This window comes from Kineothrix alysoides (assembly GCF_000732725.1).
Taxonomy (GTDB): domain Bacteria; phylum Bacillota; class Clostridia; order Lachnospirales; family Lachnospiraceae; genus Kineothrix; species Kineothrix alysoides.
Genome location: NZ_JPNB01000002.1, coordinates 491459 through 504949, shown reverse-complemented (window position 1 = coordinate 504949; position 13491 = coordinate 491459). Strand labels below are relative to the sequence as shown.

The following is a 13491-nucleotide window of genomic DNA, read 5'->3' as shown; positions in this document are numbered from 1 at the left end:
GGGGTATAGGGATGAAAAAGATAATAGCGGTTGTTTTTTTGGTACTTTTGATTGTAATACTTATTGCAATGGGTTCGATTCATATAAGCTCCCAGGAAAAAAATAAGGTGGAAAGGATTAAGATAGGTGTCAGTGTATATAACCAATATGATACCTTTATTGCCAGTTTGATGGAACAGTTGAAAAGCTGTGCCGTACAAAAGGAAAATGAAACCGGTATTGAAATAATCGTGGATATCGTGAACGCGGCCGGAAGTCAGCTGGAGCAGAATGATCAGGTGGAGAAGTTTGTAAATAACGGGTATGATGTTGTTTGTGTCAACCTTGTGGACCGGACGGACCCTACCTTGATTATCGACAAGGCTGAAAGCGCAGGAATTCCCATTATTTTTTTTAACAGAGAGCTTGTTCCGGAGGATTTAAAAAGATATGATAAAGCCTATTATGTCGGGGCAGTAACGATAGAACCCGGAATTATGCAGGGGGAGATGATTGTTGATTTACTAAAGGAGAAGAAGGAAAGTGTTGATAAAAATGCGGATAATAAAATCCAGTATATCATGCTGGAAGGCGAGGCCGGTCATCAGGATGCCATTATACGGACGGAATATGCAGTTAATACAATTGTAGAGAACGGAATACAGGTAGAAAAGCTGGATTATGCTTTGGCAAACTGGAACAGAGATCAGGGTAAAAGTAAGATGGATAAACTGATTGAAGAATTTGGCAATGAAATAGAAGTAATTATTTCAAATAATGATGATATGGCATTAGGGGCAATCGATGCCTATATCGATAGGCAGAAGTTAGAAAATATACCGGTTATAGTGGGGATTGATGGGACGCTGACAGGTCTGACGGCCGTAAAGGAAGGCTACATGTACGGAACGGCATATAATGATGATGTCGGTCAGGGAAGAAGCCTTTTGGAGTTGGCTTATGCTTTGAAAACAGGTCAAAGTCTTCCGGAGGATATTGTGATGACGGAAGAAAAATATATACGGTATTCATATAAAAAAGTGACAAAAGAAAATGTAGATGAATTTATAAGCATCCATCAGTGATGTAAGCGTTAGATTTCAAAATACATGGCAGCATCCGGAGTTTGGAAGTGCAGGAAAAGCAACATCTCTAAAATTATTAACGACATACACTTAATATTAAGCAACATTGCACATATTTTGTTATCTCAATATGTGCAATGCTGTTTATTTTTTTATATTTTTTTTGTTAAAGCAATATATATAAACTAGTGAGCAACATAACGATTGTATTAGAACTCAAAAATAAAGATAATAAGAACATAGCAACTATAATCTCATATTCACCCTGCAATAAAGCTATTGAGAAAAAATAAGGTTGAAATAAAAGCGCTTTCAACTATTGATTTCCCGTCCGCAAAAGCGGACATTGGGTATAGAAATAAAAAACATAGAGAAAGAGAGATGCCAGGAATGAACAAACCAGTATTAGTAGTGCTTGCGGCCGGGATGGGAAGCCGCTATGGAGGATTGAAGCAGATTGACCCCGTGGGCCCTGATGGCGAACTTATCATAGACTATTCTATCTACGACGCAATGCGCGCCGGTTTTAAAAAGGTGGTCTTTATTATCAAACATGAGATGGAAGAGGACTTCAAGGAAATTATCGGCAACCGCATGGCACAAAATATAGAAGTGGCTTATGCATTTCAGGAAATCGAAAACACTCCCGAGGGATATACACCGGCAAAAGAGCGGGTGAAACCGTGGGGGACCGCTCATGCCCTCATGTCTTTAAATGGGATTGTGGACGGACCTTTTTGCGTCATCAATGCGGATGATTACTATGGTCCTAATGCCTACAAAGCCATCTATGAGTTTTTGACAACAAGGCAGCCGGAGAACGGCAAAGACCATTTTTGCATGGTGGGATATCTGATAGAAAACACGGTAACAGACAAAGGAAGCGTAGCTCGCGGAATATGTACGGAGAATAAGGACGGATATCTTGTCAATATTGTAGAGCGTACCAAGATTGAAAGAACGGATAACGGCGCCCGCTTTACCGAGAATGGAGGCGCTGTGTGGCATGATCTGCCGAGGGGCACACTGGTGTCGATGAACTTCTGGGGGCTTGGCGGATCTTTCTTATATGAGACAGAGGCCGGATTCTCCGCCTTTTTGGAAAAAAACCTGCCGATCAATCCATTAAAATGCGAATATTTGCTTCCTACCGTCATTGATACTATGATTCAGAATGGAAAAGCCGATGTGAAGATTTTATCTAGCAAAGACCGCTGGTACGGCGTAACTTATAGAGAAGATAAAGACGGTGTTATGAAGGCCATCGCCGGAATGCATGCGGACGGCTTGTACCCGACGCCTTTATGGGGCAATATAAAACGTTAAGAGCATTTTGTACAAGATGTATAGAGCGATTAGTGGTATAATTTAGAATATAGTTCCAAACAATTATCTATGGGGGATAAAAGAAGAGAAGGGAGTGGTTTCATGTTAAAAAACAGAAATATTTTAGAGAAGCCTGAGGAAGAAGAATTAAAGGCGAGGCTGGAAGCGGCACGAGAGAGATTGGCTGTGCAGCAAATGCAGATAAAGGAACATAATCTTCCCGTATTCGTATTGGTAGAGGGCTTTGGTACTGCCGGAAAGGGAAGTGCTATCGGGCAGATTATCCGTAATATCGACCCGCGCTTTTTTAAAGTAGTATCGATGGACACACCTACCGAAGAAGAACTCAGGAAGCCTTTTTTATACCGCTATTTTTCCAGGATTCCCGAAGCGGGTAAATTCATGTTCCTGGAATCCGGCTGGATGGATGAAGTGACGAAAGTATGCCTTCAGGAGAAAATGGATGAAAAAACCTATGAGATGCGAATCGGCAGCATCAGGCGTTTTGAAAGACAGCTTACGGATAACGGCTATCTCGTTGTAAAGTTTTTCCTGCAAATCAGTGAAAAGGAACAGAAAAAAAGGATAGATGATCTTCTCTCTTCCATCGATACGAGCTGGCGTGTGGGAAGTAACGATCTATGGCAGAACAAGCATTACGGACAATGTGTGGAAATCTTTGACCGCTATCTGGAGGAGACGAATGCCCCCTCCGCCCCGTGGTATATAATAGATGCGAAATCAAAGAAATGGGCCGAGCTGCAAATGCTGGAGACGCTGACGGAGGGAATCGATATTGCCCTGCAGAACCGGGCACTTGCGGTACCGCTTTTGCAGAATGTATTTCCTCTCGTAAAAATGCCGAGACTTGCGGAGATTCCGTTAGATAAAGCGGTGGAAGAGGCGGAATATAAGGAAGAGCTTAAAGGTTACCAGGAACATCTCCGGGAGCTGCATAACCGCCTGTACCGAAAACGTGTGCCGGTAATCATCGTTTACGAAGGCTGGGATGCAGCGGGAAAAGGGGGCAATATCAGACGCATTACAGAAGCACTCGATCCCAGAGGTTTTGAAGTGCATCCGATTGCCAGTCCGGAACCCCATGAAAAGGCGAGACACTATTTGTGGCGTTTCTGGACGAGATTGCCGAAGACGGGGCATATCGCTGTTTATGACAGGAGCTGGTATGGCCGAGTTATGGTAGAACGTCTGGAGGGCTTTTGCGGTGAGAATGACTGGAAGCGCGCTTATAATGAAATCAATGAGTTTGAAAAGGAATTGTCCGATTGGGGCGCAGTCATCATTAAATTCTGGGTACAGATAGATAAAGGCACTCAGCTCGAACGTTTTGAACTCAGACAGAATACCCCTGAAAAACAGTGGAAAATTACGGAGGAAGACTGGAGAAACAGAGAAAAGTGGGATGCCTATGAGATTGCTGTTAATGAAATGATCCAGAAAACGAGTACAACCTATGCACCATGGCATATTCTGGAATCCGCAGATAAGAAATATGCGCGTATAAAGGCGCTGCAGATTATAGTTGAAGAATTGGAAAAAATAATTTAAAGGATATCTATGATAATCTGATATCGTTAAAAAGGAGAAAATACAAATGGAATTAAGCATAGAAGAAGTTAAGAACGAGGTTGCAGCAAGGTTCCGGCTTCCGGGTGAAGTTACCCTGCTGCAGCCCTATGGAAACGGTCATATCAATGATACGTTTTGTCTGACCTGCGCACTTGGGGAAGGCAAAACAAAACGGTATATTTTACAGAGAATGAATGACGATATTTTTAACAGTCCGAAAGAGCTTATGGAAAACGTGGTAAATGTAACCTCCTTTTTACGAAAGAAAATCATTGCTGCAGGAGGGGACCCGGATAGAGAAACATTGAATGTGGTTCCTGCGGCAGACGGAGGAAATTATCTGGAGTATAAAGGTGACTTCTTCCGTATGTATATTTTTATTGAAGGTGCGACCTGCTTTGAGCAGGTAAAACAACCGGAAGATTTCTACAACAGTGCGGTATCTTTTGGTAACTTCCAAAAACTGCTGGCGGATTATCCGGCGGATACCTTACATGAAACGATCGTTAATTTTCATAATACGGTAAGCCGTTTCAGGGATTTTAAAAAGGCTGTGGAAGAAGATGTATGCGAGCGTGCGGAGAACGTGCGGGAAGAAATACAATTTGTTCTCGACAGAGAACCTGACACACATGTCATATGCGATGCACTGATACAGAAAAAGATACCCCTGCGTGTAACGCATAATGATACGAAGCTAAATAATATTATGATAGACAACGAGACAGGAAAAGGCATTTGTGTTATTGACCTGGATACGGTAATGCCTGGTTCGGCGCTTTATGACTATGGCGATTCTATCCGCTTCGGTGCAAATACCGGAGCGGAGGATGAGAAAAATCTAGCTTTGATCTCTTTAGATCTGGAATTGTTTGATATTTATACAAAAGGGTATCTGGAAGGATGCGGAGGCAGCTTGACGAAGGAAGAGATAGAACTGCTTCCCATGGGAGCCAAGCTGATGACTTTTGAATGTGGTATGCGCTTTCTGGCAGATTATCTGAAAGGAGATGTATATTTTAAGATTCACAAACCCGAACATAATCTGGACAGATGCCGCACACAGTTCCGGCTTGTAGCAGATATGGAGTCAAAATGGGAGCAGATGAACGCTATTGTTAGAAAATACAGTAAATAAAGAATGGACTATAAAAATGCCGGTGATTTGCAGCCGGCGTTTTTATGTTTCGGCCTTTTTGATACCAGGGGCATGCATTTTGCGATATTGCTGGGGAGTCATTCCGACCGTCTTTTTAAAAGTCTGTGAAAAATAGGACTGGGAGGAAAAACCGGTGCCGGAAGCTACCTGTGCAATGGAATGGTTGGTATTTATAAGAAGCTCCATACTTGCCTTCAGCCGCTTATCGGTAAGGTAACTGATAGGGGATTGCCCCAGACAGCTTGCAAAAGAATGTGCAAGGTAATATTTATTAATATGGGTAACCTCCGCAAGTGAGTCCAGCGTAATATTTTTTGTATAGTTGATATCGATATAGCGTTTTGCGAGCGCACATTCTTTCGATATTTTGAATGTGGAATCGGAGATGATGGACAGATGCTGCTCCCTTGATATATAAATGAGGAGAACCTGTAAAATACTTTGGCATACGACATCGAATCCGGATTTCTTTTCACGGAATTCTTTTAACATAAGCTGGGCAAAATCAACCAGATGGTTCTTGGAGGAGGTATAGCTGTAATAGCTGTAATTTTTCCGGCCTTCCTCTTTCATGTGTTCGAAAGAAAAAGCAAGTCCATCCACGCCGAATACAATATATTCCATGGGGTCATTTGTCATAGTCTTTTCCGTATGTTCGATATGAGGATTAATAATGACAAGATCGTTTGGCTTTACAGGAACGAGCTCATTTTCGATTAAAAAGACGCCTCTTCCGCTGATAACATAAAAAAGTTCGGTAAAATGATGTGTGTGCGGAAGACTCTGCCAATCTCCTTCATATTTAGAAATGGAGATGTAACGGAGGGTGAAATTGACTTTTGATAATTCTTTTTTTTCCAACTGGATACTTTCATTACTCATTGCAAAATACCTTTCCTGAATATGGATTGTAATATTTGTATTTTGGATACTATAAAGGTTACGGTTTGTGCTGTAATGCTTCGTATTTGACAATAATATATTTTAGTATTTTCATATTTTTTTATAAAATAAAAATAAAATAGACAATAATATAATAAAAGAATTGTTTATAATATCCAATTTGATATATTTTATATTTACTAATTTTATGCAATTATACATCATCGTTGGAGGAAAATAAAGTTTTTTATTATGAATATAGCAAGTAAGATAAAAAATACAGCAACATACAAATTGAATGAGGCAAAATAAATAGATATACTAATTATACAAGAAAATAATTGGTTGTTATTAACAAAAGGAGGAACTAAATGAAAAAGAGAGTAATATCTGTTTTATTGGCTACAGCAATGGTTGTAGGTACATTGGCAGGCTGTGGAAGCACAGCACCGGCAAAAGAAGAAGCACCGGCAGCAGATGAAACACAAGCACCTGCTGGAGATGCACAGGAAACAGAAACTGAGGAGGCTTCTGCGCAAGCTCTTGAAGGAACCCTGAAAGTAGCAGCATTTGACGGCGGATACGGCACGCAGATGTGGACGGAAGTAACAAATAAGTTTATGGAAAATAACCCGGGTGTTACCATTGAACTTACGGCAGAAAAAAATCTGGAAGAAGTGATCAGCCCTCTTATGAAGGCAGGCGATTATCCTGACTTCGTATATCTGGCGACAGGACGTGAACTGGCACTTCCCGAAACATTATTAAAAGATAATGCAATTATGAATATTTCAGACGTATTATCCATGCAGGTACCCGGCGAAGACGTATCGGTAGGAGATAAGATCATTACTGGTTTTACGGACACGCTGGTAACCAATCCTTATAATGACGGCGAGACATATCTTGCCCCGATGTTCTACAGCCCTTGCGGACTTTGGTACGATGCCAACCTTTTAGAAACAAAAGGCTGGGAAGTGCCTCAGACATGGGATGAAATGTGGGAGCTCGGAGATAAGGCAAAAGCAGAAGGAATTTCCTTATTTACTTATCCGGTAGCAGGATACTTCGATGCATTTATATTTGGAATGCTGACAGAAGCCGGAGGAACTGATTTCTATAACAGGGCTATGAGCTATGAAGATGGTATATGGGAAACACAGGAAGCAAAAGAAGTATTTGAAATTGTAGGAAAGCTTGCGGAATATATGGAGCCTACCACAGTTGGTAATGCAAATAAAGATAACTTTAAGAAGAATCAGCAGTTGGTATTGGATGACAAGGCAATTTTTATGCCCAACGGGAACTGGATTATCGGAGAAATGGCAGATGCTCCCAGAGCGGAAGGCTTTAAATGGGGATTCGCACCTCTTCCGGCAATAAAAGCAGGCGGCGAACAGTGCGCGTTTACTTTCTTCGAACAGGCATGGATTCCTGCACAGGCAGAAAACCCGGAACTTGCAAAAGCATTTATGGCTTATCTTTATTCCGATGAAGCGGCAGAAATCTTTGCGAAAACAGGCGGAGCAATTCAGCCGATTAAAGGTGTAAGCAATTTTATTACCGATGAAGATACAAAAACAATATATTCCGTTTATGATACGGGTGCTATCGCTTCCATGGGCGGATTTGCTGCAACAGAAGCGGTAGAAGGCGTAAGCATGAAAGACACATTGTTCTTTACCATCGACAGTATTGTAACAGGTGATAAGACAGTGGAAGAATGGCAGGCAGCAGTTGAAGGCGTAAGTGATCAATTAAGAGGCGCTTTGAAGTAAAAGACTCGCTTTAATAAATACACGAAGTGAACTTTCTGACTGAAGCAAGCGGTGGGTAATCAAGGCTACCCGCCGCTTTTTGAGAGAAGTGTAATTAGGAGGTAGACAGATGGAAAAAAGGAAAGGTAGAAAAAAGAGGAGAGGAGCATTTATTTTCTGCTGTGTTGCACCGGCAACAATCCTTATGTTTCTATTTATGATTATGCCGACGTTTAACGTATTTAAAATGTCACTCTATAAATGGGGCGGATTTTCGGCTGAAAAAACCTTTGTAGGTATTGAGAATTTTAAAAAGCTGGCGGCGGATGAGAAGTTCCTTCGTTCCATGCAGAACTCCATTCTCATTATTGTAGTTGTAACCGTTATAACTATGGCGCTGGCAATTGTTTTTGCGGCCGTTTTATCCAGACAGAAGCTAAAAGGTCAGGGATTTTTCCGGGTTGTATTTTATATTCCGAATATTCTATCCATAGTTGTAATTTCCGCAATCTTTTCTGCAATTTATGATCAGCGCGACGGTCTGTTAAATACTTTTATTTATTTGTTCCGTCCGGTAGGAGAAAACGGAGAAGGGCTGATCGCATGGCTCGGTAATCAGAAACTGGTCATATGGGCAATCGTTATCGCATTGATCTGGCAGGCAATCGGCTACTATATGGTTATGTATATGGCAAGTATGGCAAGTGTCCCGGAAAGTATCTATGAATCCGCGTCCATTGAAGGAGCGGGAGGCATCACGCAGTTTTTTACGATGACATTACCTCTTATATGGAGCAATATAAGAACGACACTTACCTTTTTTATCATCAGTACCATTAATTTAAGCTTTATGCTGGTAAAGGCAATGACCGGCGGCGGACCTGACGGAGCCTCCGATGTATTTTTGAATTATATGTACAGCCAGGCTTACACGAATTCTTCTTATGGATACGGTATGGCTATCGGTGTTGTGGTATTTATTTTCTCATTTGCGCTTTCGGGTATTGTAAATGCAGTGACAAAACGCGAAACGCTGGAATTTTAGAAAGGAGGCCCTGCAATGAATAAAAAGCATAATTATTCTAAAGTTATGACGCAGTTTTTGGTGTATCTGGCTTTGATCATCTTTGCCGTGACTATCGTTGTCCCGGTTGCATGGGTATTTATGGCCTCTTTGAAAGGGAATGCTGAATTTTACGGGAGGAGTCCGTGGGCACTTCCTGAAGGACTCAATTTTCAGAATTTTATAGATGCCTTTGAGAAGGCCAATATGGGAACCTATATGGTGAATTCGATCATCGTAACAATATTGGCGCTCGGTTTTTTGCTGCTGATTGCCATTCCGGCGGCTTATGTATTGGCGAGATACCGCTTTAAAGGCAGTAAGATCCTCAATGTAGTATTTATGGCAGGTTTGTTTGTAAATGTAAATTATATCGTTGTGCCCATTTTCCTCATGCTGGTGGATGGCGATACCTTCCTGCGGGGACATGGTATGCCCCCGATGCTGCTGAATAATCTTATTATGCTGGCTCTTATTTATGCTTCTACCCATCTGCCGTTTACCGTATATCTTTTATCCGGATTTTTTGCATCTATTCCGAAGGACTATGAAGAAGCGGCATTTGTAGACGGAAGCGGTTATGTGCGGACGATGGCGACGATTATGATTCCTATGGCCAGACCGGCTGTTATTACCATTATTTTATTTAATTTCCTTGCATTTTGGAATGAATATATTATTTCTATGACTTTGATGACAAAAGATAAGTTTAAGACACTTCCGGTAGGCTTAATGAATTTGGTGAGCGCGCAAAAGGCGTCAACAAATTATGGACAGTTGTATGCGGGGCTCGTCATTGTCATGCTTCCTACATTGATACTATACATGCTGGTACAAAGGCGTTTGACGCAGGGCATGAGCCTGGGCGGCCTGAAAGGATAGGAGGATAGTTATGGAAGGGAAAATATTGCTGGCAGTAAAGATAGTGAAGATAATTTTATTTGTAGTTTTTTTAATGATGATCATATGGGGACAGAAGCAGGTTGGTTATGTAAACCTTGGCGTTATACTGGCTGGTCTTGGTGGACTGCTTATGCTTTTGTACTCTTACAATAAAAAGTACCGATAGAAAAAAAGAATAGAGGAGAGGATTATGCTGATGACTGGCAGGCTGACATTACCTACCGACATAGATATGGTAGACGAGACAATAAGACTGAAAAATCTTCTTGGAGCGGATGCGCTGCGAGATTGTGACGGAACGGCGATGCCGGAGGAACTTTTAACTCAGAGTGCTAAAAAATATGCAACATATTATACGACAAGAAAAGATAACGATTGGGCAAACGAAAATCCCGAGGAAATCCAGCAGGAATATTTGATCAGTGACCGTGTGACGGCAAGAGATACAAAGCTTAGGATCAAACTGATGAAAGGGTTTCATACCGAACAGTTAAAGGTAAATATAATTGACGATCCGAAACGATGGTGGGAGGTTGTAGACAGGACGACCGGAGAGGTAGTTCCCGTGTATAAATGGGAATTTGACGGCGAAACGGAAGAGGTAGTGATCGAGTCTGTGAAATACCATCAATATACGGTCAGCTTTCTGGCATTTCTTGTCTGGGATCCGGTGCACATGTATAATTTCATTACAAATGACTGGAAAGATGCGCCCCACCAGCTGACCTTTGACGTAAGGCAGCCCAAGACGCAGATACATGTGAAAGAAAAACTGAAAAGATGGTGTGAAGAAAACCCTCACATCGATGTAGTGAGGTTTACTACATTTTTTCACCAATTTACTTTGACTTTTGACGAAAATAAGCGTGAAAAATATGTGGAATGGTTCGGATACAGCGCAAGCGTAAGCCCTTACATTCTGGAACAGTTTGAAAGGTGGGCCGGTTACAAATTCCGCCCGGAGTTCATCGTGGATCAAGGCTATCATAATTCGCTGTTTCGGGTACCGAGCAAAGAATTCAGGGATTTCATTGAATTCCAGCAGATAGAAGTCAGTAAGCTGGCGAAAGAAATGGTAGATATTGTACATGAATACGGCAAAGAAGCTATGATGTTTCTTGGCGATCACTGGATCGGAACAGAACCCTTCGGAAAATATTTTCAGGATATCGGACTGGATGCTGTCGTAGGTTCTGTAGGTGATGGAGTGACACTCCGTATGATTTCTGATATTAAAGGAGTAAAATATACGGAAGGAAGACTTCTTCCTTATTTCTTCCCGGATGTATTCTGTGAGGGGGGAGATCCTATCGGCGAAGCGCAGGATAACTGGCTGAAGGCAAGACGTGCAATTTTGCGTTCGCCGCTTGATCGTATCGGATACGGCGGATATTTGAAACTCGCTTCCAAATGGCCGGGATTTATTGATGAGATTAAGTATGTGGTAAATGAGTTCCGTCTCATTCATGAAAATATGCAGGGCACCAAAGCTTATGTGGCACCGTTTAAGGTCGCGGTTTTAAATTGCTGGGGAAATCTGAGAAGATGGATGGCAAATCAGGTTCATCATGCCATATGGCATAGAGAAATTTATTCTTATGTAGGAGTGATCGAATGCTTGAGCGGTATGCCTTTTGATGTGGAGTTTATTACATTTGATGATATCAGAAACGGGATAGCGGAAGATATCAAGGTAATCATCAATGCGGGAGATGCTTATACATCCTTCAGCGGAGCAGAAAACTGGATCGATCCGGAAGTCGTGACCTCTTTACGGGAATTTGTGGATAACGGCGGCGGTTTTATCGGCGTGGGAGAACCTACGGCGTATCAGTTTGAAGGGCGCTATTTTCAGATGAGCGACGTACTTGGTGTGGATAGGGAAATGTGCTTTTCTCTCAGCACCGATAAATATAATGAACTGGATGCCGATCATTTTATTCTGGAAGATATTGAAGGAAATGTGGATTTCGGTGAAGGTATGAGCCGCATTTATGCGCAGGGAGAGAATTACCAGATTTTAAACAAGGACGGAGAATATAGCCGGCTTGTTGTAAATGATTACGGAAAAGGGCACAGCGTTTATTTTGCGGGACTTCCGTATTCCCCCCAGAACTGCCGTATCCTGCTTCGTGCGATTTATTATGCGGCAGGCATGGAAAGTGAAATGAAGAAATTCTATGTAACGAATGTAGATACCGAAGTAACGGTGTTTGAAAAGACCGGAAAAGCTGCGGTAATTAATAATGCAAAAGAAGCAAAACATACAGAACTTTATATTGACGGCAGGCTGGCATATAGTCTGGACTTGAACCCTATGGAAATGAGATGGGTGGACTGCCGCAAATAGCGGATAATACGAGAAAGGCATGGTTATTATTATGGATAAACCCAATATTCTGTTTTATTTTTCCGATCAGCAAAGATGGGATACCATAGGCTGTTATGGGCAGCCCCTTCCCACTACTCCCAATTTGGACAAGCTGGCGGGAAAGGGAGTAGTTTTTGAAGAAGCCTATACGCCGCAGCCTGTCTGCGGACCTTGCCGTGCTATTTTTCAGACAGGGCTGTATCCGACACAAACGGGATGTTTTAAAAATGGAATTTCTCTGCCGGATGATGTGAAGACAGTTGCCGATTACATGTACGATGCGGGTTATGACTGCGCGTATATTGGGAAGTGGCATTTGGCGAGCGATGATGCCGAAAGTACAAAACCGGAGGCGGATTATGCGACATCAGCCATTCCGCCGGAAAAACGAGGTGGTTACAAAGGTTTTTGGCGTGCATCAGACATTCTTGAGTTTACTTCTCACGGATATGACGGGTACGTATATGACGAGAATATGAATAAATGCGAATTTAATGGATACCGTGTAGACAAGATTACGGATTATGCTTTGGAATATCTGGAAAATTGCGATGGAAAGCAGCCGTTTTTTATGACGATTTCTCACATTGAACCTCATCATCAAAATGATCGTAAACACTACGAAGGCCCGGACGGATCGAAAGAAGTATTTAAGGATTTTGTGCTGCCGGGTGATTTGGAGGCATTAGGAGGCAATGCGAGGGAAGAATACCCTGATTATCTTGGCTGCTGCAAAAGCCTAGATGATAATCTCGGAAGAGTGGTGGAAAAACTTAAGCAAAAGGGCTTATATGAGAATACGATCATTGTATATTCGTCGGACCACGGTTCTCATTTCCAGACAAGGAATAAAGACAGCCATTTAAACGGAGGGGACGATTATAAGCGATCCTGTCACTCCTCGGCTCTTCATGTACCTCTCATTATTTCGGGACCGGGTTTCCGGGGAGGCAGGCGTATCGGAGAGCTGGTAAGTACGATAAGTCTACCCAAGACATTTCTTGCTATGGCGGGAATTCATGTGAAAGATGCCATGGCGGGAGAAAATATGCAGGAGGTATTGGAAGGGAGTGCGCAGGGAAAAGAAAACGCAGTTTTTGCTCAGATCAGCGAGAGCCGTGTAGGGAGATGTATCCGAACGCAGGACTATCTTTTCAGCGTATATGCTCCGGATAAAAACGGGTTTGAATATGCGGACAGCGATCTGTATGCACCGGATTTTCTGTATGATTTAAAAAAGGACCCTTATGAGCTTTATAATGTTGTAAATGATGAAGCTTATAAAGAAATAAAAGAGGACATGAAAAAGCTGCTTATCAGAGAGATGAAAAAAGCGGGAGAAAGAGAACCTGTTATTCAATAGCATATCTGATATC

At 42.0% G+C, this 13491-nt stretch carries 11 protein-coding genes; 10 read left to right on the top strand and 1 reads right to left on the bottom strand.

Features of this window, described 5'->3' with window-relative positions; genetic code table 11:
• Positions 1–11: 11 nt before the first annotated feature.
• The 4 genes from CC90_RS0113310 (at position 12) to CC90_RS0113295 (ending at position 5118) form a co-directional block, all read left to right on the top strand.
• Positions 12–1064, top strand: coding sequence for a galactose ABC transporter substrate-binding protein (locus CC90_RS0113310; protein WP_031391261.1), 1053 nt, complete (start codon positions 12–14; stop codon positions 1062–1064).
• A gap of 390 nt (positions 1065–1454) precedes the next feature.
• Entirely contained in the window at positions 1455–2390 is a 936-nt protein-coding gene (locus tag CC90_RS0113305; RefSeq protein WP_031391260.1) for a nucleotidyltransferase family protein, read from the top strand.
• A 102-nt stretch (positions 2391–2492) separates the two neighbouring features.
• A complete protein-coding gene (gene pap, locus CC90_RS0113300; RefSeq protein WP_031391259.1) occupies positions 2493–3959 on the top strand; it encodes a polyphosphate:AMP phosphotransferase in 1467 nt (488 codons plus the stop codon).
• Positions 3960–4005: 46 nt separating this feature from the next.
• Positions 4006–5118 (top strand): phosphotransferase enzyme family protein, encoded by a 1113-nt coding sequence (locus CC90_RS0113295; RefSeq protein WP_031391258.1) that lies wholly within the window; start codon positions 4006–4008, stop codon positions 5116–5118.
• 42 nt (positions 5119–5160) lie between these two features.
• Here the strand turns inward: CC90_RS0113295 and CC90_RS0113290 are convergent, their stop codons facing one another.
• Entirely contained in the window at positions 5161–6021 is an 861-nt protein-coding gene (locus tag CC90_RS0113290; protein WP_031391257.1) for a helix-turn-helix transcriptional regulator, read from the bottom strand.
• 371 nt (positions 6022–6392) lie between these two features.
• Between CC90_RS0113290 and CC90_RS0113285 the strand changes: the two genes are divergently transcribed.
• The 6 genes from CC90_RS0113285 to CC90_RS0113260 all read left to right on the top strand — a co-directional run bounded on the left by CC90_RS0113285 (position 6393) and on the right by CC90_RS0113260 (position 13478).
• Positions 6393–7799: a carbohydrate ABC transporter substrate-binding protein gene (locus CC90_RS0113285; RefSeq protein WP_031391256.1), complete on the top strand. Its 1407-nt coding sequence runs from the start codon at positions 6393–6395 to the stop codon at positions 7797–7799.
• A 109-nt stretch (positions 7800–7908) separates the two neighbouring features.
• Positions 7909–8823: a carbohydrate ABC transporter permease gene (locus CC90_RS0113280; RefSeq protein WP_031391255.1), complete on the top strand. Its 915-nt coding sequence runs from the start codon at positions 7909–7911 to the stop codon at positions 8821–8823.
• Between the two features lie 15 nt (positions 8824–8838).
• On the top strand, positions 8839–9723 hold the full coding sequence (locus CC90_RS0113275; protein ID WP_031391254.1) for a carbohydrate ABC transporter permease: 885 nt from the start codon (positions 8839–8841) through the stop codon (positions 9721–9723).
• A 10-nt stretch (positions 9724–9733) separates the two neighbouring features.
• Positions 9734–9910, top strand: coding sequence for a DUF6903 family protein (locus CC90_RS24415; RefSeq protein ID WP_165919298.1), 177 nt, complete (start codon positions 9734–9736; stop codon positions 9908–9910).
• Positions 9911–9934: 24 nt separating this feature from the next.
• Positions 9935–12094, top strand: a complete 2160-nt coding sequence (gene gnpA, locus CC90_RS0113265; protein ID WP_031391253.1) for a 1,3-beta-galactosyl-N-acetylhexosamine phosphorylase — start codon at positions 9935–9937, stop codon at positions 12092–12094.
• Between the two features lie 31 nt (positions 12095–12125).
• On the top strand, positions 12126–13478 hold the full coding sequence (locus CC90_RS0113260) for a sulfatase-like hydrolase/transferase (protein ID WP_031391252.1): 1353 nt from the start codon (positions 12126–12128) through the stop codon (positions 13476–13478).
• The last annotated feature ends 13 nt before the right edge of the window (positions 13479–13491 follow it).

Bases quoted from the DNA above. Each gene is read 5' to 3' on its own strand.
- CC90_RS0113305 (WP_031391260.1), top strand. From the start codon at position 1,455: ATGAACAAACCAGTATTAGTAGTGCTTGCGGCCGGGATGGGAAGCCGC.
- pap (WP_031391259.1), top strand. From the start codon at position 2,493: ATGTTAAAAAACAGAAATATTTTAGAGAAGCCTGAGGAAGAAGAATTA.
- CC90_RS24415 (WP_165919298.1), top strand. From the start codon at position 9,734: ATGGAAGGGAAAATATTGCTGGCAGTAAAGATAGTGAAGATAATTTTA.
- CC90_RS0113280 (WP_031391255.1), top strand. From the start codon at position 7,909: ATGGAAAAAAGGAAAGGTAGAAAAAAGAGGAGAGGAGCATTTATTTTC.
- CC90_RS0113260 (WP_031391252.1), top strand. From the start codon at position 12,126: ATGGATAAACCCAATATTCTGTTTTATTTTTCCGATCAGCAAAGATGG.
- gnpA (WP_031391253.1), top strand. From the start codon at position 9,935: ATGCTGATGACTGGCAGGCTGACATTACCTACCGACATAGATATGGTA.
- CC90_RS0113275 (WP_031391254.1), top strand. From the start codon at position 8,839: ATGAATAAAAAGCATAATTATTCTAAAGTTATGACGCAGTTTTTGGTG.
- CC90_RS0113285 (WP_031391256.1), top strand. From the start codon at position 6,393: ATGAAAAAGAGAGTAATATCTGTTTTATTGGCTACAGCAATGGTTGTA.
- CC90_RS0113290 (WP_031391257.1), bottom strand. From the start codon at position 6,021: ATGAGTAATGAAAGTATCCAGTTGGAAAAAAAAGAATTATCAAAAGTC.
- CC90_RS0113310 (WP_031391261.1), top strand. From the start codon at position 12: ATGAAAAAGATAATAGCGGTTGTTTTTTTGGTACTTTTGATTGTAATA.
- CC90_RS0113295 (WP_031391258.1), top strand. From the start codon at position 4,006: ATGGAATTAAGCATAGAAGAAGTTAAGAACGAGGTTGCAGCAAGGTTC.